19 protein-coding genes and 3 tRNA genes are annotated in these 21,321 nt (G+C 75.1%); 13 read left to right on the forward strand and 9 right to left on the reverse strand.

Translation table 11 applies throughout. The annotated features are described in order from the left end of the window. Window positions 1-12 precede the first annotated feature (12 nt). The 4 genes from BLT72_RS15965 to BLT72_RS15980 all read right to left on the reverse strand — a co-directional run bounded on the left by BLT72_RS15965 (window position 13) and on the right by BLT72_RS15980 (window position 5,249). Window positions 13-1,893, reverse strand: coding sequence for a GTPase domain-containing protein (locus tag BLT72_RS15965; RefSeq protein WP_091414027.1), 1,881 nt, complete (start codon window positions 1,891-1,893; stop codon window positions 13-15). A gap of 16 nt (window positions 1,894-1,909) precedes the next feature. Continuing rightward, entirely contained in the window at window positions 1,910-3,406 is a 1,497-nt protein-coding gene (locus tag BLT72_RS15970) for a PrsW family intramembrane metalloprotease (protein WP_091414028.1), read from the reverse strand. A 36-nt stretch (window positions 3,407-3,442) separates the two neighbouring features. Next, on the reverse strand, window positions 3,443-4,132 hold the full coding sequence (locus tag BLT72_RS15975) for an alpha/beta fold hydrolase (protein WP_091414029.1): 690 nt from the start codon (window positions 4,130-4,132) through the stop codon (window positions 3,443-3,445). A 190-nt stretch (window positions 4,133-4,322) separates the two neighbouring features. Beyond that, entirely contained in the window at window positions 4,323-5,249 is a 927-nt protein-coding gene (locus BLT72_RS15980; protein ID WP_091414030.1) for a phosphotriesterase family protein, read from the reverse strand. 99 nt (window positions 5,250-5,348) lie between these two features. Here BLT72_RS15980 and BLT72_RS15985 point away from each other — a divergent pair, with 99 nt between their 5' ends. Beyond that, complete coding sequence (locus tag BLT72_RS15985) at window positions 5,349-7,331, forward strand: right-handed parallel beta-helix repeat-containing protein (RefSeq protein WP_091414031.1); 1,983 nt, start codon at window positions 5,349-5,351, stop codon at window positions 7,329-7,331. A 44-nt stretch (window positions 7,332-7,375) separates the two neighbouring features. On the opposite strand, the gene BLT72_RS15990 is transcribed toward BLT72_RS15985, so the two are convergent. Beyond that, window positions 7,376-7,448, reverse strand: a tRNA-Arg gene (locus tag BLT72_RS15990). Between the two features lie 110 nt (window positions 7,449-7,558). Between BLT72_RS15990 and BLT72_RS15995 the strand changes: the two genes are divergently transcribed. From BLT72_RS15995 to BLT72_RS16005, 3 genes are all read left to right on the forward strand, one after another. Beyond that, window positions 7,559-8,839, forward strand: a complete 1,281-nt coding sequence (locus tag BLT72_RS15995; protein WP_091414032.1) for an MFS transporter — start codon at window positions 7,559-7,561, stop codon at window positions 8,837-8,839. Window positions 8,840-8,857: 18 nt separating this feature from the next. Next, the gene (gene orn, locus BLT72_RS16000) at window positions 8,858-9,475 is read left to right on the forward strand and encodes an oligoribonuclease (protein ID WP_197677405.1); all 618 of its coding nucleotides are present in this window, start codon (window positions 8,858-8,860) and stop codon (window positions 9,473-9,475) included. A gap of 65 nt (window positions 9,476-9,540) precedes the next feature. Next, a tRNA-His gene (locus BLT72_RS16005) sits at window positions 9,541-9,616 on the forward strand. A 76-nt stretch (window positions 9,617-9,692) separates the two neighbouring features. Here the strand turns inward: BLT72_RS16005 and BLT72_RS16010 are convergent. The 3 genes from BLT72_RS16010 to BLT72_RS16020 are packed head-to-tail and all read right to left on the reverse strand — an operon-like array spanning window position 9,693 to window position 10,958. Continuing rightward, complete coding sequence (locus BLT72_RS16010; RefSeq protein ID WP_091414034.1) at window positions 9,693-10,190, reverse strand: universal stress protein; 498 nt, start codon at window positions 10,188-10,190, stop codon at window positions 9,693-9,695. 56 nt (window positions 10,191-10,246) lie between these two features. Continuing rightward, on the reverse strand, window positions 10,247-10,543 hold the full coding sequence (locus BLT72_RS16015; protein WP_091414035.1) for a hypothetical protein: 297 nt from the start codon (window positions 10,541-10,543) through the stop codon (window positions 10,247-10,249). Continuing rightward, window positions 10,536-10,958 (reverse strand): hypothetical protein, encoded by a 423-nt coding sequence (locus tag BLT72_RS16020; protein ID WP_091414036.1) that lies wholly within the window; start codon window positions 10,956-10,958, stop codon window positions 10,536-10,538. Before BLT72_RS16020 ends, BLT72_RS16015 begins: the two co-directional genes overlap by 8 nt. Window positions 10,959-11,251: 293 nt before the next feature. Here BLT72_RS16020 and BLT72_RS16025 point away from each other — a divergent pair, with 293 nt between their 5' ends. From BLT72_RS16025 to BLT72_RS16040, 4 genes are all read left to right on the forward strand, one after another. After that, on the forward strand, window positions 11,252-12,403 hold the full coding sequence (locus tag BLT72_RS16025; protein ID WP_197677406.1) for a MurT ligase domain-containing protein: 1,152 nt from the start codon (window positions 11,252-11,254) through the stop codon (window positions 12,401-12,403). Then, window positions 12,403-13,170, forward strand: a complete 768-nt coding sequence (locus BLT72_RS16030) for a type 1 glutamine amidotransferase (RefSeq protein ID WP_091414038.1) — start codon at window positions 12,403-12,405, stop codon at window positions 13,168-13,170. Before BLT72_RS16025 ends, BLT72_RS16030 begins: the two co-directional genes overlap by 1 nt. 87 nt (window positions 13,171-13,257) lie before the next feature. Further along, complete coding sequence (locus BLT72_RS16035; RefSeq protein ID WP_091414039.1) at window positions 13,258-14,145, forward strand: aldo/keto reductase; 888 nt, start codon at window positions 13,258-13,260, stop codon at window positions 14,143-14,145. Between the two features lie 10 nt (window positions 14,146-14,155). After that, entirely contained in the window at window positions 14,156-15,706 is a 1,551-nt protein-coding gene (locus BLT72_RS16040) for a phytoene desaturase family protein (RefSeq protein ID WP_091414040.1), read from the forward strand. Here the strand turns inward: BLT72_RS16040 and BLT72_RS16045 are convergent. Continuing rightward, on the reverse strand, window positions 15,703-18,552 hold the full coding sequence (locus BLT72_RS16045; RefSeq protein ID WP_091414041.1) for an ATP-binding protein: 2,850 nt from the start codon (window positions 18,550-18,552) through the stop codon (window positions 15,703-15,705). The two genes, BLT72_RS16040 and BLT72_RS16045, sit on opposite strands and share 4 nt — an antisense overlap. A 125-nt stretch (window positions 18,553-18,677) precedes the next feature. Between BLT72_RS16045 and BLT72_RS16050 the strand changes: the two genes are divergently transcribed. From BLT72_RS16050 to BLT72_RS16070, 5 genes are all read left to right on the forward strand, one after another. Next, complete coding sequence (locus BLT72_RS16050; RefSeq protein WP_091414042.1) at window positions 18,678-19,046, forward strand: hypothetical protein; 369 nt, start codon at window positions 18,678-18,680, stop codon at window positions 19,044-19,046. Then, window positions 19,036-19,563, forward strand: coding sequence for a YceI family protein (locus tag BLT72_RS16055; RefSeq protein WP_197677068.1), 528 nt, complete (start codon window positions 19,036-19,038; stop codon window positions 19,561-19,563). The genes BLT72_RS16050 and BLT72_RS16055 overlap by 11 nt, the downstream gene beginning before the upstream one ends. 45 nt (window positions 19,564-19,608) lie before the next feature. After that, window positions 19,609-19,684, forward strand: a tRNA-Lys gene (locus BLT72_RS16060). 140 nt (window positions 19,685-19,824) lie between these two features. Continuing rightward, window positions 19,825-20,406 carry a HupE/UreJ family protein gene (locus BLT72_RS23365; protein ID WP_280949263.1) on the forward strand — a complete coding sequence of 194 codons (582 nt, stop codon included), beginning with the start codon at window positions 19,825-19,827 and terminating at the stop codon, window positions 20,404-20,406. A 45-nt stretch (window positions 20,407-20,451) separates the two neighbouring features. Next, window positions 20,452-21,306 carry an NAD-dependent epimerase/dehydratase family protein gene (locus BLT72_RS16070; protein WP_091414044.1) on the forward strand — a complete coding sequence of 285 codons (855 nt, stop codon included), beginning with the start codon at window positions 20,452-20,454 and terminating at the stop codon, window positions 21,304-21,306. Window positions 21,307-21,321 lie beyond the last annotated feature (15 nt).

Here is a 21,321-nt window from a genome sequence, read left to right on the forward strand (position 1 = left end):
GCGTCCTCGCCGTCAACGCAGGTCCTCGCGCCGCACCGGAGCCGGCTCCACCAGCTCGGCGTCGAGGACGTCGGCCTCGAGGTCGGCGGTGTAGGGCACCTGGCTGACGGTCGGTGCCGCGATGGCCCGACGCTCCTCCGCCGCACCCAGCGCGGGCTCCGCCTCGTCCCGGACGGACGCCGAGGGCAGCCCGTCGGCGCGGGCGCGCTGGACGGCGTCGGCCGCTGCCCGCAGCCGGGCCGGCGCGGCGGGGTCGACCGGCGTGGCGTCCAGCAGGGCGTGGTAGCGCAGCAGCTCCGTGGCCATCAGCCCCTCGATCCGGTTGTCGAGCTCCTCCTTGGCGGTCTCGGCCAGCCGGCGGACGGCCTGGTCACCAAACACCGCCTCGAGCACCCGCTGGGCCAGGATGGCGGTGCCGCCGGCGACGCCCACCTCGGCGCCGACCAGGCCGCCCGTGTGGGCGAACACGACGATCATCAGCGCGACGCCGATGCCGTTGACGCCGAAGGCCAGGAAGCGGGCCTGGGAGCGCCGCCCCATGCCCTCGTCGGCGACGAGGTCGAGGACGGCCCCCTGCCAGTCGCGGATGGTCCGCTCGACGGCCCGGTCGAACGCGGGCGAGGCGCGCGTCAGGTCGTCACGGCTGCGTTCGAGCAGCGCCCGGCCGGCCGCGTTCGCCCGCCAGGACGCCTCGGCACGCTCCGCGGCGGCGTCGCCCTCGCCCCGGACCAGCGACTCCAGGCCCGACTCGACGGCCACCTTGAGGTTGTCGACCTCGGGCGGCTGGCCCTTGAACGCGGCAACCACACGGTCCCGCAGCCAGCTGACCTTCTGCTCGAGCGCCCGGAAGAACTCCCCGGTGCCGACGAACTCGTGCCAGCGGGCCAGCACCTCCCCGCGCAGCAGGGTGCCGTCGGTGGTCTGGACCTGGACGGTGCGGACGGCCTCGGCGTAGGAGTGGTCGACCTCGGCCCGCAGCCGGTCCAGCGCCTCCACCTGGTCCTCGACGGCGGTGGCGAGCTCGGGCGTCCGCGTGACCAGGGCGCCGATGGCCCCGTCGAGGGTCCGCTGCACCACCTGGATGCGGCTGCTCTGGTCGGCGGCGAGGGCGGCCAGCCAGCCCCGGATGGGCTGGATGGCGGCGACGGGCAGCAGGCCGTCGGCGTCGACGCTGGTCTCGGGGACGGCGAACAGCGGCGAGCCCTGCAGGCCCCGCTCGCTCATCATCTGGCCGAGGTGCGGCGGCACCTCGTGCATCGCCCGCGGCGGCACCCGGTCGAGCACGACGGCGACGGCGGCGCTGCGGGCGGCGGCGGCGTGCAGGAAGTCCCAGGGCACCTGGTCGGCGTAGCGGGCGGCCGAGGTGACGAAGAGCCAGAGGTCGGCCGCCGCCAGCAGCTGGGAGGCCAGGGCGCGGTTCTCGCTCACCACCGAGTCGATGTCCGGGGCGTCCAGCAGGGCGAGGCCGGCCGGGATGGAGTCGTCGGTCACCAGCTGCAGCGACTGGGCGTCGTTGCGGCTGCCGGTCGAGCGGGCCAGGCCCGGCAGGATCCGGTCGTCGGCGAACCAGCGCGCGTCGCTGCTGTGGTGCACGAGCACGGGAGCCCGGGTGGTCGGCCGGATGACGCCGGGCGTGGTGACCCGGCGGCCGACCAGCGAGTTGACCAGCGTCGACTTGCCGGCGCCGGTCGAGCCGCCGACGACGGCCAGCAGCGGCGCGTCGATGGTGGCCAGCCGGGGCAGCACGTAGTCGTCCAGCTGCCGGGTGATCTCGGCGACCGCCTGCTGCTGCTCGGCCGCCCGCGCCAGCGGCAGCGGGAACGTGACCGGGCCGACCGCCTGTCGGAGGTCGGAGAGCGCAGACTCCAGCGGCGTCGGCTGCCTGCTGGCCATCGGGCTCCTCTGCGTGCTACTCCCCGGGGGGTTTCCAGGTCGGGTCGACCTCGGAGTACTGGGTAGCAGTCTGCCCCAGGGGTGCGGTGGCTGACGGGGGGACTCCCGGCGGCGGCGCGGCGGCCGTCATGACCGGGGCCGGGTAGTTGCCGCCGAGGCCCGCGGGTCCGGGGTAGCTGGCGGGTGCGTAGCCGCCGACGGCCTCGGCCGCGCGGCGTCGCCGGAAGGACGGGTACGCGGCCCGGCCGGTCGGCTGGGTGACGGCCAGCGACCGGAGCGCGCGGATGCGGCCCAGCAGCGCCTTCTCGCGCTGCACACCGGTCTGGTCGACCAGCCCGCGCACCATCGCGTCGCGCAGGTAGGCCAGCTCGGTCACCGCCCGCTGCATCCGCAGCGTCGCCAGCAGCGGGTCCGGGCCGAGGAACAGCGCGTGCCACACCGCCTTCGAGCGCGTCCGCAGCCGGGACAGGGCGGCCGGGTCGCCCTCGGGCAGCCAGCCGACGCGGACGTAGTCGACCAGCCGGTCGCGGATCAGCCGGCCCTCGCGGAGGAGCTGGCGGACGACGAACACGACCAGGCCGACGACCAGGGGAAGGGCCACGAAGAGGTAGACGAAGAACTGGCTGCGCCCCTGGGTCAGCGAGGCCGTCGTGTTGAAGGCCATGTGCAGGAACACGGCGCCCAGGTAGCCCGCCAGCGGTGCGACCACCCGCACCGTCTTGCTCTTGGACCGCAGGGCGACGGCCAGGCCGATGCCCAGCATCGACGTGAAGAGCGGGTGGCCGAAGAAGGTCAGCACCCCGCGGAGCAGGAACAGCTGCTGCAGCGCCTCCAGCGGCGGGACCTGGCCGAAGGTCCGCGCGGCGTACCGGTAGGCGCGGCCGTAGTAGAGGATGTTCTCGACGAACGCGAAGGCCGCCCCGGACAGGCCGGCGAGGACGATCCCGCTCAGCCGGCTCACCCACTGGTAGCGCATCAGGATGGCCAACCAGAAGAGCACGGTCCCCTTGGCCGCCTCCTCCACGAACGGCGCGACGAAGATCGCCGCCCGCGGCCCGGTGGCCGGGTCGCCGTCGCCCGCGATGCTCAGCTGGGACGCCGCCCAGGTGTTGACCTGAGCGGAGATGAACGTCGCCACGAAGGCGCCCCAGCCGAACGTCATCAGCCAGACCCAGATCCGTTGCGGGCGGAAGCGGTCGGCCCACAGGAAGACCAGGGAGAGCGGGACGGCGGTGATGGCCGCGTACTTGGCCGCGATGGGCAGGGCCTCGGTGCCCAGCCCGGGGACGGTCCCGCCCGGGACCTCCTGGTCGGGCACCACCTGGCGGTACAGCAGCGCCGCGCAGGCGAGGTAGCCGAGGAGCACGACGACGCTGAGCCAGAAGAGCCGGCTGCGCAGCAGCCGCTTGGGCAGCGGGGTGGCCGGGTCGACCTCGGCCGGGAGGCCGTTGCGCGCGAAGGCCCGCCGGTCACCGCGCGCGAGCGCCCGTCTCTCGCTGCTGGCCACCGACATGGCGCCAGGCTACCCAACGGGCGGGCAGCCCCCGCGCTACTTGGCGAAGGGCTGCAGGAAGGGCTCGACGACCGTCAGCACCTCGCCGGGGCGCTGCTCGTGCATGCTGTGGTCGAGGTCGAGCGAGGTGTAGCGCCCGTTCGGCAGCCGCTCGGCCAGCTCGCGCAGCCGCTGCTGCGGCAGGTGGCTGCGCAGCCCGCCGAGGACGAGCGTCTCGGTGCCGATCGTGTCGGCGTGCTCCCACCAGCCGGGCGCGGGCTGGTTGCGCCACCGGTTGACGGCGATGACGGCCCGCCAGTCGTGGTCGGCGGCCGGGTCGTGCTGCCGCGGGATGGGGCGGCGGGGCTCGGCCGGGTCGGGCGGCGGCATGTCCTCCAGCACCATCATCCGCACCAGGTCGGGATGGGTGGCGGCCAGCAGGTAGGCGGTCAGCGCGCCCATGGAGTGCCCGTACGGGATCGCGCCCAGGATGCCGAGACCGTCCATGAGGCCGACCACGTCGTCGCGGAACAGCTCGAAGGAGTACTCGGCGGTCCACTCCGACTCCCCGTGGCCGCGGGCGTCGGGGGCGATGCAGCGGAAGTGCCGGCCGAGGACGGGGGCGAGGTGCCGCCAGCTGGAGCTCGAGCTGCCCAGCCCGTGCAGCAGCAGGACCACCGCCCCGTCGGGACGGCCCCACTCGCGGTAGCTGAGCGTGGGCCCGCCCGGGAGCGTCAAGGTCGCCATGGCTGCACAGTAGCGGTGCAGCGCCCGGCGACCTCGCGGCGTCTGCTCGGCGCCGCGGCGGCTGCTGGCGCCGCGCGGACGAGGGAGCGCCGCGGAGCTCAGGGCCGGGACCCGCCCCGCCCCGCCCCGCCCCGCCCCGTGCCGAGGTCCGCCCGGTGGCGGCGGGCCGCGGACCGGCTGGCGGTCGCGCTCAGCGCGCGTAGGCCGCGAACGGGTTGTCGCGCGTCAGCTGGTCGATCGTGGCGTCGTCGACGCCCGCGGCCCGCAGGGCGGGGATCAGGCTGGTCATCAGGTGGGTGTACCCGCGCGGCGTACCGCCGCCGGGCTGGGCCGGGTCGAACCAGCCGGAGTCGTGGCTCAGCAGCAGCTGGGACCCGAAGCCGGCCTCGAGGACGCGCAGCACCATCGCGACCACCGTGGCGTCGTCGCGCGACCCCACGTCGTCGTAGGACAGCCAGGCGCCCCGGCGCGCCAGCTCCAGGTGCAGGGCGTGATCGGGCTCGACCTGGGTGTGGATCCAGATGAAGCGTCCGGCGGGGACCCCGGCGCGGTCGAGGACCTCCAGCTGCTCGCGGGCGACCCGGCCGCGGATCGTGTGGCTCCCGATCGTCGCGCCCGTCCGCCGGGCCGCGGCGGCGGCGGCTCGGAGGATGCGCTCCTCCAGCGCGGTCATGCCGTCGTCACCGGCGCTGAGCTTGATCCAGGCTGCGCGGACGCCGGTCCCGGCGACCTCGTCGTCGAGCTCGCCGCTCATCCACTCCTCGAGCTCGACCGACGACGCCGCGCGCGCCCAGCCGGGCACCCACGGCTCCCGGTAGATGCCGGTGGCGACGGCGATGGGCAGGCCGGTTGCCCTCGAGACCGCCAGGTCGAGGTCGACGCGTCGCCCGACGCCCCCGGTCGAGCACTCGACGAGTGCGGTGACCCCGAGATCCCGGGCGGCCCGGACCTGCGGCGCCATCAACGCGACCACCTCGGCCTCGACCGCTTCCCCGTGGCCCGGGTGATCGGGGGTGCGGAGGTCCACGAAGACGTGCTCGTGGGGGAGGATGAGCCCCAGCTCGGACCGTCGCCGCGGCCCCGTCGTCGTGTGCAGAACGGGCTCGTCGCCGGGCATGGCACCAGACACTACGACCACCGCCCACCGCTGGACCGACCGCCGACCTCGAACCCAGGCGTCCCGACCCTGCGGAGACCGACCACGAAAGGCGCTCACGTGCGCTCTGACCTCCACGTCGCCACCACCGGATCCGACCGCGCCGACGGCTCCGCGGAGTCACCGTTCCGGACCATCAACCGAGCCGCGGAGCTGGCCCGGCCCGGCGACACCGTCGTGGTCCACGGCGGGGAGTACCGCGAGTGGGTGCAGCCCCGGCGGGGCGGGCTCAGCGACCGGCGGCGCATCACCTACACGGCCGCCCCGGGCGAGCACGTCGTGATCAAGGGCTCCGAACCGGTCACCGGCTGGGAGCGGGTCGGTGGCGACGTGTGGACGGTCGCGGTGCCGAACACCCTGTTCGGCGCCTCCAACCCGTTCGCCGAGGAGGTCGACGGCGACTGGATCGTCTACGCCGACCAGTCCGTCCCCAAGAAGCACCTCGGCGACGTGTACCTGAACGGGACCAGCTTCTACGAGGTCGCGAGCGTCGACGAGGTCACGGACCCGCCACTGCGGACCCAGGTGGTCGACCACTGGACCGGCACGCTCGACCGCGTCCGCGACACCGCGCAGACCCAGCTGGTCTGGTACGCCGAGGTCAGCGCGGAGGAGACCACGATCTGGGCCAACTTCCCCGGCACGGACCCGAACGACGAGCTCGTCGAGGTCAACGTCCGGCGCTCGGTCTTCTACCCGACCGAGCACCACGTCGACTACATCACCGTCCGCGGTTTCGAGCTGGCTCAGGCGGCGACGCCCTGGGCTCCCCCGACCGCCGACCAGCCCGGCCTGATCGGTCCCAACTGGGCCAAGGGCTGGATCATCGAGGACAACGTCATCCACGACGCCAAGTGCTCGGCGGTCTCCCTCGGCAAGGAGAAGTCGACCGGCCACAACTTCGCCACGCTGCGTCGCGACAAGCCCGGCTACCAGTACCAGCTCGAGTCGGTGTTCGCCGCGATCCAGATCGGTTGGGACCGCGAGCACATCGGCTCGCACGTCGTGCGACGCAACACCATCTACGACTGCGGCCAGAACGGCGTCGTCGGCCACCTCGGCTGCGCGTTCTCGACCATCGAGGACAACCACATCTACAACATCGCCGTCAAGCGCGAGTTCTACGGCTACGAGATCGGCGGCATCAAGCTCCACGCCGCCCTGGACGTGGTCATCCGCCACAACCGGATCCACGACTGCTCGCTGGGAACCTGGCTGGACTGGCAGACCCAGGGCACCCGGGTGACGCGGAACCTGTACTACGCCAACAGCCGCGACCTGTTCATCGAGGTCAGCCACGGCCCCCACCTGGTCGACCACAACGTCCTCGCGTCGCGCGTGTCCCTGGAGCTGTTCAGCCAGGGTGGCGCCTTCGTGAACAACCTCTTCTGCGGCACCGTGTCGCTCGACCCGATCGTCGAGCGACCGACGCCCTACCACGTCCCGCACAGCACCCAGGTGGCCGGCTACGCCGCCATCGTCGGCGGCGACGACCGCTACATCGGCAACCTCTTCCTCGGCGACGACCCGGCCCGGGCCTACGGACCGGGGTCGACCCGGCCGGGGCGCCGACAGGTGGGGTACGGCACATCCGGCTACGACGGCCACCCGGCCTCGCTGGAGGCCTACCTGGAGCTCGTGTCCGACCCCACCAAGGGCGACCACGAGCGCTTCACCGGCGTGAAGCAGCCGGTCTACATCCGCGACAACGTGTACGCCTCCGGAGCTCGGCCCTTCGAGGCCGAGACCGGGGCAACCGTCCTCCCCGACGGCGATGCCTCCGCCCGGGTCGTCGACGAGGGCGGGGAGGTCTTCCTCGAGTGCCACCTGCCCGCGGCGTTCGACGACGCCCGCGTGCCGGTGGTCAGCGGGCTCGACCTCGAGCGGGTCCGCTTCGTCGACGCCGAGTTCGAGGAGCCCGACGGCTCCCCGGCCGTCCTGGCCACCGATCTGGTCGCGGCGGACAAGACCTCGTCGAACGCGTACCCGGCTGGGCCGCTCAGCACCCTCGTCTCCGGCGCCTCACGCGTCCGCGTGTGGTGAACGCCGACCGGTGGACGCCGCTGAGCCGGAACAGGGTGGATCTGCGCCCCCGGTAGGACTCGAACCTACGACCGTCAGATTAGAAGGCTGCTGCTCTATCCTCTGAGCTACGGGGGCCGGGTGAGCTCCTGCTCCCTCGTCCGTCCGGGCATCGTAGCGGCTGCTCCTGCGCGGGGCCCGGGACGCGGCTGGTTCCACGGCGGAGCCCGCGACGTAGGTTCGGCCGCATGAGCGGGCCCGATCGACCTCCCCAGCGCCCGCCGGTCGGCCACGCCCCACCCGAGACCGTCAGCTGGCGCTCGCTCGCCGTCCCCGCCTACGGGCCCACGGTGCTGGTGTCCATCGGGCAGGGCGCGATCCTGCCGCTCGTCGCGCTGTCCGCGCGCGACCTCGGCGCCAGCGTCACCGTCGCCGCCCTCGTCGTCGCGCTCGCCGGGATCGGTCAGCTGCTCGGCGACCTGCCCGCGGGCGCGCTCGCCGCTCGGGTCGGGGAGCAGCGCGCGCTGATCGGCGCCTGCGCCCTGGACGCCGTCGCCCTGGTCGGCGCGTTCCTGGCCCGCTCCCTGGTCCTGCTGGCGCTCGCGGTGCTGGTGACGGGGCTGGCGGGCGCGGTGTTCAGCCTGGCGCGGCAGGCCTACCTGACCGAGGTGGTGCCGGTGCGGATGCGGGCGCGGGCGCTCTCGACGCTGGGCGGCACCTTCCGGATCGGGCTGTTCATCGGCCCCTTCATCGGCGCGGCCCTCGTCACCGCCTTCGACATCCGGGCGGGCTACGGCTTCGCCGCCCTGATGAGCCTGTCCGCCGCGGTGCTGACCGCCTTCCTGCCCGACGTCACCCGGGCGAGCCGCACCGAGCGGGCCGCCGCCGGGCTGGGGCACCGCTCCGTCTGGTCGGTGCTGGCCGAGTACCGGCGGGTGCTGCTCACCCTGGGCCTCGGGGTGATGGTGATCTCGGCCGCCCGGTCGACGCGGCAGTCGATCGTCCCGCTCTGGGCGGAGTCGCAGGGCCTCGACGCCGCGACGACGAGCATCATCTACGGCGTCTCCGCCGGCGTCGACATGCTGCTGTTCTACCCCGGCGGGGCGATCATGGACCGGTTCGGCCGGGTGTTCGTCGCCGTGCCGTCGATGCTCGTGCTCGGGCTCGGCTTCCTGCTGCTCCCGCTGACCAGCACCGCCGTCGGGATCGGGGCGGTCGCCTGCCTGATGGGCCTCGGCAACGGCATCTCGGCGGGGATCGTCATGACCCTCGGGGCCGACGCCTCCCCCGCCGGTCACCAGAGCCAGTTCCTCGGTGGCTGGCGGCTGTGCGCGGACCTCGGCAACGCGTCCGGGCCGCTGCTGATCAGCGCCGTGAGCCTGGTCGCGCCGCTGGCCGTGGCGACCATGGCGATGGGCGCGCTGACCGTCGTCGGCTCGGGCTGGCTGGCCCGCTGGGTCCCCGCCTACGCCGCCGGTCCGGGCGCCGGGCGGCGCGGCCGAGGTGGGCGCCGCCCTCCTGCGCCGTAGGCTGCAGGGATGCGTGAGCTGATGGTGTGGGCCGACTGCGAGATGACCGGCCTCGACCTCGGCGGTGACGCGCTCATCGAGGTGGCCGCGCTGGTCACCGACGGTGAGCTCAACGTCCTGGGCGAGGGCGTGGACGTCATCATCAAGCCGAGCGACGAGGCCCTGGAGCAGATGGGCGACTTCGTCCGCACCATGCACTCCTCGTCCGGCCTGCTGGAGCAGCTCGCCGGCGGGCTCACGATGGCCGAGGCGGAGGAGCGGGTGCTGGCCTACGTCCGCGAGTTCGTCCCCGAGCCCCGCAAGGCGCCGCTGGCCGGCAACACGATCGGCACCGACCGGGCCTTCCTGGCCCGCGACATGCCGGCCTTCGAGGGCCACGTGCACTACCGCAACGTCGACGTGTCCAGCATCAAGGAGCTGGCCCGCCGCTGGTTCCCCCGGGCGTACTACTCCTCCCCCGCGAAGTCCGGCAACCACCGGGCGCTCGCGGACGTGCAGGAGTCGATCGAGGAGCTGCGCTACTACCGCGACGCCGTGTTCGTGCCGCGGCCGGGCCCGGACAGCGCCACCGCCAAGGAGATCGCCAGCCGGCACGAGGGCGCCCTGACCCGGGCCGGCGGGGCCGCGTCCGGCTGATTTCGGCTTCCGGGTCGGTCACCGTTACACTTCTCGACGCCCCTGCGCCTGGTGCCGGGGCGATGGTGGGTGTAGCTCAGTTGGTAGAGCACCTGGTTGTGGTCCAGGTGGCCGCGGGTTCAAGTCCCGTCACTCACCCCATGCGCACGACAGCCCCTGACCGCTCCGGTCAGGGGCTGCGTGCGTCCAGGGGCGGTGCGCCGGGGCCGGTGCCCGCTCAGTCCTCCGACCGGTCGCGCACCACCAGCACCGGGCAGGACGCGTAGCGCACGCACTGGTCGCTGACCGAGCCGAGCACCATCTCGCGCAGCCCCCCGACCCCGCGCGAACCGACCACCAGCATCCGCGCGTCCCGCGACGCCTCGATCAGGCTCCGGACCGGCCCCGCGTGGTAGGCCCGGTGGGTGACCTCGACGTCGGGAAAACGCTGCAGCAGGGGTGCCACGTCGGCCTGCAGCTCCGCCTCGACGGCCGCGGCCAGCTCGTCGGTGGAGGGGACGGTGCCGAAGGTCCACCCCTCGGGCCGGGGTGCGGTCACCATCGACCACGCCCGGACGACGGCGACGGCGGCGCCCAGCTCGGTCGCCAGCTGCAGGGCCGTCTCCAGGGCCCGCGACGCGCAGTCGGACCCGTCGTGACCCACGACCAGGGCGGCCGGGGCGGCCGGCTCGACGTCGGCGTCGGGGACTTCGGACAGCAGGCGGTCAGGGCTCATGGCCTCAACCCTCCTGGCCGGGCCGGACGTTGTCCACTCCGCCGGGTGGCCCCGGGTCAGCGGCGGCGGCCGACCGCCAGGATCGCGACCAGCGCGGCGATGAACATGACGCCGAGGACGGTGCCCTCGACCCCGTGCCCGGTGGCCACCAGGTAGACGCACGAGAACAGGAAGGCGAGGGTGACGACGACCCCGTAGTTGAGCCCGCGGGCGTTCAGCTGGGCGTCGCGCTGGTCGAGCAGGTCGATGCGGTCCAGCTCCTTCTCGATCACCGCCCGGGTCTGCGGGTCCGCCTCGGCGTAGACCTGCAACGGGTCCTTGTAGCGGTCGTTGCCGGTGGGTCGTTCACTCATGCGGGCTCTCTCGGGGACGGGACGGGCCGCGGTCGGTGCGGGACGGGGCGTCGGGGCGGGCGGCAGGTGCGGGGACGGCAGGTGCGGGAGCGGGGGTGTCGGCCAGGCCGGCCTGCAGCAGCGCCTCACCGATCCGGCGCGGCGCCTCGTGCGGGTCGACCGCGTCGATCCGGACGAACGCGCGGGCGAGCCGCTCGTGCACGCCGGCCCGGCGGACGGCCGTGCGGGGCGAGACGTGCAGGTAGCTGAACCCGCGGGCCAGCGAGTCGGCCGGACCGACAGGAGCGGTGCTCCCGGGACCCGGGGCGCCGCGGGACGGACCGCCGCGACGGCCGAGCGGGACCAGGAACACCAGCAGCGCCACCAGCAGCGCCACCGCCGCGGCGCCCACGAACACCCAGGCCACACCGGCCACGGCTCTCCCCCCTTCGTCGTGCTCACCCTAGCCAGCGCCCACGGGCCGGCCGCGGCAGGACGTGAGCCACCCGACAGGGCGGCGCCGCCGCGCCGCGTCGTCCGCCGGGTCCGGTCCCGGCGATGATGGTGACCATGTCCGCGTCACCGCCAGCCCAGCACGCCCTCCAGGCGCCTCCCGGGCGCGCCGGCCGGGCCCGGCTGCTCGCCGCGACGACCGCGGGCCGCCTCGCGCAGGTGGCCAGCCGGGTCGCCGGCCGCGGCACCGGGGCGTCGATCCGGGGGCAGGTGATGATGCGCCTCGACCCGGCGGCGCTGGCCAAGCTGCTGCGGGGCAAGCGGGTGGCCATGGTCTCCGGCACCAACGGCAAGACGACGACGACGCACTTCCTCGCCGCCGCCGTCCGCGCCCAGCTGGGCGAGGACGCCTCCCGGCTGGTGCACAACGCCGACGGCGCCAACCTAGCTTTCGGCATCGCCTCCGCGCTCAGCGCCAACCCCCGCGCCACCACGGCCGTGCTCGAGACCGACGAGCGGGTCGTCGCCGAGGTCGTCCGGCTGGGCCGGCCCGAGGTGCTGGTGCTGCTGAACTTCAGCCGCGACCAGCTGGACCGCCACCACGAGATCAAGGGCCTGGGGCGCAGCTGGCGCAACGCCCTCGCCGCCGCCGGCGAGGAGGGTCCGGTCGTCGTCGCCAACGCCGACGAGCCGCTGATCGTGTGGGCGGCCGAGACCGCGCGCCGGGTCGTCTGGGTCGACACGGCCACCACCTGGACGCAGGACGCGTCGCTCTGCCCGAACTGCGGCTCGGCTCTGGTCCGGGAGCAGCCCGACCACACCGGCGGCCGGGGCGGGCACTGGCACTGCTCCGGCTGCGAGCTGCGGCAGCCCACCGCCAGCTACCGGGTGCAGGACGGCACGATCGTGGGTCCCGACGGCCAGGTCTGGCTGCCCGAGCTCAACGTGCCCGGCTCCTTCAACGTCAGCAACGCCGCCTGCGCGCTGGCCGCCGCCGAGCTGCTGGGCGTGCCCGCCGCCACCGCCCTCGCGGGCATGCGCACCGTCACCGCGCCGGCCGGCCGGTTCGCCACCATGCAGGTGGGCGGCACGACGGCCCGGCTGCTGCTGGCCAAGAACCCGGCCGGCTGGGCCGAGGCGCTGCCGCTGGCCCAGAGCTCGACGGTGGTGCTGGCCATCGACTCCGCCGCCGCCGACGGCCGGGACGTGTCCTGGCTCTGGGACGTCGAGTACGAGCAGCTCGCCGGCCGGACGGTGGTCGCCACCGGGCCGCGCGCCCAGGACCTCGCCGTCCGGCTGTCCTACGCCGGGGTGGAGTTCCGGGCCGTGCCCGACCTGGCGCAGGCGCTGGCCGGGCATCCGGAACCGGTCGACGTGGTCGCGACCTACACGCCGTTCCAGCGGCTGCGGAAGATGGGGGGCGTCTGATGACGGCAGTCCGGGGCGTCGAGCCCGGCAGCGGTCGCCGGGTCGAGGTGGTGCTGGTCTACCAGTCGCTGCTGGGCATCTACGGCGACCGCGGCAACGCCACCGTGCTGGCCAGGCGGCTGGCGTGGCGCGGCTTCGACGCCGTGCTGAGCACGGTCGAGCCGGGCGAGCCGCTGCCCGACACGGGTGACGTCTACCTGCTCGGCGGCGGTGAGGACGCGGCCCAGATCTCGGCGGTCAAGGCCCTGCGGGCCGACGGCGGGCTGCACCGAGCCGTCGACCGCGGGGCTGCCGTGCTGGCCGTGTGCGCCGGGTACCAGATCGTCGGGCGCTCGTTCACCGTCGCCGACGGACCCGACGACCGGGAGATCGACGGGCTCGGACTCCTCGACGTCACCACCACCCGCGGGCCGGTCCGCGCCGTCGGCGAGGTCCTCAGCCGGTGGCGCGGCCACGAGGGCGACGGCGAGGCCCAGTGGTTGACGGGCTTCGAGAACCACGGCGGCTACACGGTCCTGGGGCCCGGGGCGACACCCCTGGCCACCGTCGAGGTCGGCGTCGGCAACTGCGGCGACGGGACGGAGGGCGCCGTGGCCGGGACGGTCGTCGGCACCTACCCGCACGGCCCGGTGCTGGCCCGCAACCCGGCGCTGGCCGACCACGTCCTCGAGCTGGCCCTCGGCGAGCCGCTGGCCCCGCTCGACCGGCCGGAGATCGCCGAGCTCCGCCGGCAGCGGCTGGCGGCGGTGCGGCGGACGGCTCGCTGAGCCGGGACCGCCACCCGACCAGCGCCCGGAGCCCCGCCCGCACCCCCGCGCCCTGAGCCCGTCGAAGGGCTGGCTAGCCTCGCCGGCATGCAGACCAGGAAACTCGGACCCTTCACGGTGTCGGCCATCGGCCTCGGCGCCATGCCCGTCTCGATGAACAGCGACAACAACGTCCCCGACGAGGACCAGGCCATCGCCACGGTCCACGCCGCGCTCGACGCCGGTGTCACCTTCATCGACACGGCGGACATCTACAGCCCCACCTGGGACACGATGGGCCACAACGAGCTCATCGTCGGCAAGGCCGTCAAGAGCTGGGGCGGCGACACCTCCGGCGTCGTCATCGGCACCAAGGGCGGCATCACCCGCAGCGAGGGCGAGCAGTGGGGGCGGGACGGGAGCCTCGCGTACCTCCGATCGGCCGTGCAGAAGTCGCTGACCAATCTCGGGGTCGAGGTCCTGGACCTCTACCAGTGGCACCGCCCCGACCGCTGGATGGTCTACGGCGAGGTCATCGGCCACTTCGCGAAGCTGCGGGACGAGGGCCTGGTCACGAGCATCGGCATCTCGAACGCCAACGTCGAGGAGATCCAGGTGGCGATCGACGTCCTCGGCGACGGCGGCCTGGTCAGCGTGCAGAACGAGTTCTCGCCCCGGTTCCGCTCCTCGAAGGACGAGCTGGACTTCTGCGGTGAGCACGGCGTCGCCTTCCTGCCCTGGAGCCCGCTGGGCGGGACCGGCGGCGGCGCGCGCAAGGTCGGTGAGGACTTCGCCCCCTTCGCCGAGGTGGCGCAGGCCCACGGCGTCAGCCCGCAGCAGGTCGTGCTGGCCTGGGAGCTCTCGCTGGGTGAGCACGTCATCCCGATCCCCGGCGCCCGCCGGCCCGAGTCCATCACCGACTCGGCCAAGGCGGCCGACCTGGAGCTGTCGCCCGACGAGCTCGAGCGGCTGAACGGCACCCGCGGGCTGGCCTGACGGTCCGACGGTGACGCCGACCGACCCGGACCGCCACGACGTCGTCGTGGTCGGCGGGGGTCACAACGCCCTCGTCGCCGCGACGTACCTCGCCCGGGCCGGTCGGCGCGTCGTCGTCCTGGAGGCCGCCGAGCGGTTCGGCGGCGCCGTCGCCAGCGGCCGGCCCTTCCCGGGCGTCGACGCGTCGCTGTCCCGCTTCTCCTACCTCGTCTCGGTGCTGCCGCAGACGCTGGTGGACGAGCTGGGCCTGGACCTGGAGCTCGCGTCCCGCCGGGTGGCGTCCTACACCCCGGTCGAGGACCGGGGCCTGCTGGTCGAGCGGGTGCCGGGTCCGGCCACCGACGCGTCCTTCGCCGCCTGGTCCCCCGGCGACCACGCCCGCTGGCAGCACCTCGAGGAGCGGCTGACCGCCTTCGCCCGGGTCGTCGCCCCGACCCTGACCGGTCCGCTCCCCCGCCTGGAGGACGTCCGCGCGCAGGTGGAGCCGGCGCTGTGGCGGGCTCTCGTCGAGACCCCGGTCGGGGAGCTGGTGGAGGCGAGCCTGGTGGACGACGCCCTCCGCGGGCTGGTCCTCACCGACGCCCTGATCGGCACCTTCGCCCGGGCGGGGGAACCCGACCTCCGGCAGAACCGCTGCTTCCTCTACCACGTGGTGGGCGGCGGCACCGGGGAGTGGAAGGTGCCCGTCGGCGGGATGGGCCGGGTCGCCGCCGAGCTGGAACGGGTCGCCCGGGCCGCCGGCGCCGAGCTCCGGGCCGGCGCCCGGGTGACCGCGCTGCAACCCGACACGCAGGGCGGGGCGACCGTGACGCTGGCCGACGGCAGCACCGTGCACGCCCCGCACGTGCTGGTCGGCTGCGCGCCGGCCGCGCTGCCCGGCCTCGGGGCGGGAGCCGCCGTCCGACCCGAGGGCAGCCAGACCAAGGTCAACCTCGTGCTGGCACGGCTGCCCCGCTTCCGCTCCGGGCTCGACCCGGCCACGGGCTTCGCCGGGACCCTCCACCTCGCGCAGGGCTACGCCCGCCTCGACGAGGCCTGGGCCGAGGCGGAGTCGGGTCGGGTGCCCGACCCGCTGCCGGTCGAGGCCTACTGCCACAGCCTCACCGACCCGACGATCCTCGGCCCGGAGCTCCGGGCCGCCGGGGCCCACACCCTCACCCTGTTCGCCCTGCACACCCCGGCCCGGCTCTTCGCCGCCGACCCCGACGGCCGGCGCGCCGAGGTGGGCGCCGCCGCGCTGCGCTCGCTGCAGGCCGTGCTCGCGGAGCCGCTCGAGGACTGCCTGGCCCGCGACGCCCACGGGCGGTCGTGCGTCGAGGTGATGACGCCCCTCGACGTCGAGGTCGAGCTCGGGATGCCCGGCGGGCACATCTTCCACGGCGACCTGGCCTGGCCCTGGCTGGCCGAGGGCGCCGCCCCGAGAACGGCGGCCGAGCGCTGGGGCGTCGCCACCAGGCACCCCGGCGTGCTGCTCTGCGGCTCCGCCGCCGTCCGGGGCGGCGCGGTCAGCGGGCTCGGGGGCCACGACGCCGCCATGGCCGTCCTCGAGGAGGCCGGCTAGCCCCGACGCCCCGCGACCTCCCGGCTGCTGTGCCAGGCCGCCACCTGGGTGCGGTTGTGGAGACCCAGCTTGGTCAAGATGTTGCGGACGTGGGTCTCGACCGTCCGCTCGGACAGGTGCAGGCGCGCGGCGACCGCCCGGTTCGACAGCCCCGCCGCCACCCATCCGGCCACCTCCTCCTCGCGCGCCGACAACGGCCCGGACGGGGCTGCGGCGTCGAGGCGGGCCAGGGACCGGGCGACGGCGGCGGCGGGACCCGGCATGTCGAGGGCCGCCAGCTCGGCGCCCGCCTGGCGCAGCAGCCGGCCGGCCTCCACCCGCTCGGCAGCACCCGGATCGTCCGCGAGCAGCGCCTCGGCCAGCCCGGCGCGGCTCAGCGCCACGTAGGGCCGGGCGCCGATCCGCAGGTTGAGGGCCAGCCCGTCACGGTGGTGCCGGACGGCGTCGGCCGGCCGGCCCGCCGTCAGGGCCAGGTCGCCGAGCTCACGCGCCACCGCCCCCTCGCTCCAGACGGCGCCCGAGCCGTCGGCGGCGTAGTAGGCCGCGAAGGGACGCAGCAGGGGGTACACCTCCCCGGCCAGACCGGCGTCCTCGAGCCGCACCGCGCAGAACCCGAGGATGGCGAGGGTGGGCGCCCACCGGGGTCCGACGGCCAGCGTCCGGGGCAGGTCCCGGCAGGGGGCGAGCAGGGCGACCGCCCGCTCCCGGTCTCCCGTCGCCGCGAAGACGAGCGCCATCGAGACCGTCACGAGGGGCATCGACGGGGCCCCGGCCAGCACCTCCTCGAGCGGCAGGGTCAGCTCGGCCGGATCGCCCCGCAGCACCGCGAGCTCGCTCGCGAAGGCGTGGTGCAGGCCCGCGCCCGCGTGGTCGCTCATCCGCTCCGCCAGCGCCCCGGCCTCCCGGTTGAACGCCCGGGCGGCGGAGAAGTCACCCAGCAGCGCGGCCCGGGTGGCGCAGAGCCGCCGGTGGTGCCACCGCGCCACCGGGAACTGGCGACGCTCCGCGACCCGGTCGACCTGGTCGAGCTCCGCGGCCAGCTCGGTGAGGTTGCCGAGCTGGAGGGCGGCGTCGACCAGCCACAGGTGCCCCCAGAGCTCGCCGAGGGGCTGGTCGGAGGAGACGCCGAGGGCGACGGCCCGCCGGCCCAGCCGGATCCGCTCCTCGACCCGGTCGGGGACGGTGATGCTCAGGTGCCGGGCGGCGAGCGCCTCCAGCACCGCCTCGGGGTTCTGCGTGGCCTCCGCGGCGGCGAGGGCCCGGGCGGCGAGGTCCGCAGCGGGCGGTCCCAGACCTGCCTCCGCGGCCCCGACGGCGACCTGCGCCATCAGCCGCGACCGCAGCACCGGCCAGTCCGGCGGCAGCGGCATCGTGCGCAGGCCCAGGGCCAGCGCCCGCTCGGCGAGACCCCGGACGGCGGCGCACACCGCCGGGGTCCCGACGCCGTGCACGACGAGGGCGCCGGCCGCGGCGAGGTCCAGCCGGCCGTCACGCTCCCCCGTGGCCACCACCTCGTCCAGGCAGGCGAGCAGGTCGAGGTCCACCCGGGCCGCGGCGAACAGGCAGCGGGCCTGCAGCAGCAGCGCCGCCCCCAACCGCGCCGGCTCCCCACGGTGGGCCAGCTCCCGGGCAGCGGCCACCGCACGGTCGGCCGCCGTCGCCGCCTCGTCGAAGGCGTGCGCGGCCAGGGCGGCCCGCGCCGCGTCGGCCCAGTGGTCGGCGCGGCGCTCCACCGCTGCCGGCACCGCCGTGCGCTCCCAGTGCGACGCCACCACGCTCGCGGGGGCAGCCGGCACCACCGCCTCCAGCGCGCGGGCCGCCCGGTGGTGCAGCTCGGACCGCCGGGCGGCGGGTAGGTCGCCGTGCACGGCGTCCCGGACGAGGGCGTGGGTGAACGCCCACCCCTCGCCGCTGCCGCTGACCCGCAGGACGCCGGCGCGGCCGGCCTCGGCCAGGCCCTGCTGCACCGCGCCGGGGGACAGCCCCGTCGCCGCGGCGAGCAGCGACGGCTCCAGCAGGGGGTCGGTGACCGCCGCCGCCTCGACGACCCTGCGGGCGTCCCGGGTCAGGGCCCGCACCCGGCCCGCCACCAGCGAACGGAGGTCGGCACGGGCGGCGAGCAGCTGGTCGAGGTCCGGACCGGTCGACACGTCCGACCCGGCCAGCGCGTCGGCCAGCAGGCGGAGGAGCAGCGGGTTGCCCCGGGTGCGTGCGTGCAGCGCCGGGGCCAGGGCGGGCCGTCCCGCGAGCGCCGGCTCGGCGGCCACCCACTGCGCCACGTCGGTCGGGGTCAGTCCGTCCAGCCGCAGGTGGGTGGCGGCACCCGCCAGGCCGGGCAGCAGCTCGCCGAGGCCGCGCGCCGCCCCGTCCCGGTGGGTGCCGAGCACGAGCACCCCGGAGTGCGGCAGCTCGGGCGCGAGGTGCCGGAGCAGCAGCAACGACGTGGCGTCGGCCCAGTGCAGGTCCTCGAGGACGACCAGCAGCCCGGCCGTCCGCGCCTCGGCGAGGAGGGCATCGGTGGCCGCGACGCACAGCCGGAACCGCGCCTGGGCCCCGGAGACGCCCTCGAGCGGCGTCGCGGCCAGCGCCGCCTCGAGCGCCGGCCGGTCCCGCGCCAGCCGGGTCCACGGCCACAGCGGCGGGCAGCCGGGGTCGTCCACCGCCCGCCCGCGGGCGAGTCCCAGCCCGAGCCCCCGCGCCCGGTCCTCCGCGGCCTCGACCAGCCGGGACTTGCCGATCCCGGCCTCGCCGCTCACCACGAGCAGCCCGCCGTGCCCGTCCCGGGCGTCGACCAGGGCCCGCTGCACCAGCGCCAGCGGCGCCTCCCGCCCCACCAGGACCCCCACCCGACCGCCTCCTCAGCAGCGGGAACCAGTACCGGGTTGCGTACCTGCACGGATGTGGGGCGCGCGCCCGTGGCGCCATTGTGGCCTGACCGAGCGGTTCCCACCACCACCCCAGAGGAGTCCCGATGTACGCCCAGATCACCACCTTCGACGGCCCCCGCAGCGCCGAGCTCGTCGCCGCGAGCGACGTCGCCAACCGCGAGCGCATCCAGCCGGCGCTGCGCCAGGACGCGCAGCTGCAGCAGGCGCTCGCGGTCAACCTCGTGCTGCGCCGCCCTGACGGCGCCGAGATGATCATCACGGTCGCGCAGAGCACCGAGGCCCTCCACCGCGGGGGCGAGCTGATCATGGCCACCGAGCTGCTGCCGGGCGAGGACCCGGTGCTGCTGCCGGGGCCGAGCCGGATCGAGACCTGGTCGGTCGTCGACGCCACCGCCGGCGAGGCGGTCACCGCGCTGCTCGACTCCTCCGTGGGGGCCTCCGGTGTCCGCTGAGCCGCAGGTCACCACCACCACCGGACTGCCGACGGGGCGGTGGCACCTGCTGCCGGAGGCGAGCACCGCCGTGTTCGCCGTCGCCAACTTCGGGTTCCGCACCGTCACCGGCACGATCCCCCTCCGCGAGGGCACCGTGGACGTCGACGCCGGCGGCGTGGTGGACGGCGTGCACGTCGTGCTCGACCTCGACGGTCTGGACACGGCTTCGTGGCGCCGCGACGCCGACCTCCGCAGGCCGCGGCTGCTCGACGTCGACCGGCACCCAGAGCTCGCCTTCGACGCGACGGCGATGACGCCGGCCGGGTCCGGGTGGCGGGTCGACGGCCGGCTGAGCGCCCGGGGCACCTCGACGCCGCTCGCCGTGTCCGTGACCGCGACGGAGGCGGGGCGGGAGCAGGCCGGGATCCGTGCGACCGGGGTGCTGGACCGGCGCGAGCTGGGGGTCCGGGCCCCGCGGCTGCTCATCGGGCACCTCGTCCGCATCACGGTGGACTCCCGCTGGGCCCGCGGTTGACGCGATTTCACCCTGGCGGCCGGGTTTGGTAATGTCTGACCTCGCGCGCCGCTAGCTCAACAGGCAGAGCAGCTGACTCTTAATCAGCGGGTTGGGGGTTCGATTCCCTCGCGGCGCACCAGCAGTCCTCCTCACACCGGGAGCGGTCACCGCCCCGTCGGTCCGGCCTCGTCGCCGATCCTCACCAGCACGACAGAGCGCGCCCGGGGCCGTCGGCCCGGACGTGGTCGTCCTGCTCCCGCTGCTGGCGACCGGTCGCCGCTGGGCCCGCCCCGCCGGCGTCAGGACGGCTGTCCGCCGCGTCGGCGGCACCACCCTCGGCCACTCCGTCACCCTGGCGCTCGGGGCCCTCATCGCCGTCAGCATCCTGGTCGCCGCCGCCCACGCCGCGCGGCCCCGGTTCCCGGTCGCGAGGCTCTCGTCGCCTGTGGCTGCGGCCTCGTCCACGGCCACGCCTTCTCCGCAGCCCTCCTGGAGCTCGACCTCACCGGCACCCGGCTCGCGTCCGCCCTCCTCGGCTTCAACCTCGGCGTCGCGGCGGTGCAGCCGGCCGTCGTGGCGGTCGTCCTGCCGCCCCCGGTCCTGCCGGCCCGCGCACGCCGCCACCAGCGCGTGCGCGTGATCGCCGCCCTGCTGACGGGCGTCGCCGCCGTCGGGTGGCTCGGCGCGCGACCGGGGATCGACAACCCCGTCGCCACCCGCGCCGACCGGCTCGGCCTCATCGCGCTGCCCGTCGTCGTGTCGCTCGCGGCCGCGATCCTCACCGCGGTGCCGACGCCGTCGGAGGCGACCGCGAAGCCCTGGGGACCGGGCGCCGACGCACCCGCCCGGCCCTCCGGCTAACGTGCCAGGCCAGGAGCACGTCCGTCCCATCTCGAGGAGTTCAGCATGCGCGTCGTCGTCACCGGAGGAACCGGCAAGGCCGGGCAGTGGGTGGTCCGCTCGCTGGCCGACGCCGGGCACGAGGTGGTCAACTTCGACGTCGCCACCCGTCCGGAGCTGGAGCTCCCGGGCGAGTTCTGCCGCGTCGACCTCACGGACGCGGGCAAGGTCTACGACGCCCTCTTCCAGTTCCGCCCCGAGGCCGTCTGCCACCTCGCCGCGAACCCGGCCCCCAGCGGGCAGGCCCAGATCGACGTCTTCGGCAACAACGTGCTGAGCGCGTACAACCTCATGCAGGCGGCGGGCGACGCGGGCGTCTCCCGGTTCGTCTACGCCTCCAGCGAGATGGCCACCGGGCTGTTGACCGACGGTGTCGTGCCGGCCCGGATCCCCTTCGACGAGGGCGAGCGGCACGCCTCCCCCAACGCCTACGCCCTCAGCAAGTACCTCAGCGAGGTGATCGCGGACTCCTTGGCCGTCCGCTTCCCGCAGACGGCGTGGGTGGGGCTGCGGATCAACAACGTCATCCCGCCCGACGAGTACGGCAAGTTCGCCGCCGAGTGGGACGACCCGAGCCGCAACCAGGCCAACTTCTGGAGCTACATCGACGCGCGCGACGTCGGCACCGCCTACCGTGCCGCCCTCGAGGGCACGAGCAGCGGTCACGAGGTGTGCCTGATCGCCGCCGCCGACACCCGGGCCAAGCGCGGGCTCCGCGACCTGATGGCGGAGTACTACGACGGGTACGACCGCTTCGCCGACGACTACGAGGACCCGCGCTCGGCCTTCGACTGCCACCGGATGCGGGAGCTCTTCGGCTGGACGCCCAGCCACAGCTGGCGCGACGCCGGGGTCAGCTGAGCCGTCCGGACGACC

This window comes from Friedmanniella luteola (assembly GCF_900105065.1).
GTDB classification, from domain to species: domain Bacteria; phylum Actinomycetota; class Actinomycetes; order Propionibacteriales; family Propionibacteriaceae; genus Microlunatus; species Microlunatus luteolus.

Coding starts and splice junctions, on each gene's coding strand:
- BLT72_RS15965 (WP_091414027.1), bottom strand. CDS start 1,893: ATGGCCAGCAGGCAGCCGACGCCGCTGGAGTCTGCGCTCTCCGACCTC.
- BLT72_RS15970 (WP_091414028.1), bottom strand. CDS start 3,406: ATGTCGGTGGCCAGCAGCGAGAGACGGGCGCTCGCGCGCGGTGACCGG.
- BLT72_RS15975 (WP_091414029.1), bottom strand. CDS start 4,132: ATGGCGACCTTGACGCTCCCGGGCGGGCCCACGCTCAGCTACCGCGAG.
- BLT72_RS15980 (WP_091414030.1), bottom strand. CDS start 5,249: ATGCCCGGCGACGAGCCCGTTCTGCACACGACGACGGGGCCGCGGCGA.
- BLT72_RS15995 (WP_091414032.1), top strand. CDS start 7,559: ATGAGCGGGCCCGATCGACCTCCCCAGCGCCCGCCGGTCGGCCACGCC.
- BLT72_RS16010 (WP_091414034.1), bottom strand. CDS start 10,190: ATGAGCCCTGACCGCCTGCTGTCCGAAGTCCCCGACGCCGACGTCGAG.
- BLT72_RS16015 (WP_091414035.1), bottom strand. CDS start 10,543: ATGAGTGAACGACCCACCGGCAACGACCGCTACAAGGACCCGTTGCAG.
- BLT72_RS16025 (WP_197677406.1), top strand. CDS start 11,252: ATGCGCCTCGACCCGGCGGCGCTGGCCAAGCTGCTGCGGGGCAAGCGG.
- BLT72_RS16030 (WP_091414038.1), top strand. CDS start 12,403: ATGACGGCAGTCCGGGGCGTCGAGCCCGGCAGCGGTCGCCGGGTCGAG.
- BLT72_RS16035 (WP_091414039.1), top strand. CDS start 13,258: ATGCAGACCAGGAAACTCGGACCCTTCACGGTGTCGGCCATCGGCCTC.
- BLT72_RS16050 (WP_091414042.1), top strand. CDS start 18,678: ATGTACGCCCAGATCACCACCTTCGACGGCCCCCGCAGCGCCGAGCTC.
- BLT72_RS16070 (WP_091414044.1), top strand. CDS start 20,452: ATGCGCGTCGTCGTCACCGGAGGAACCGGCAAGGCCGGGCAGTGGGTG.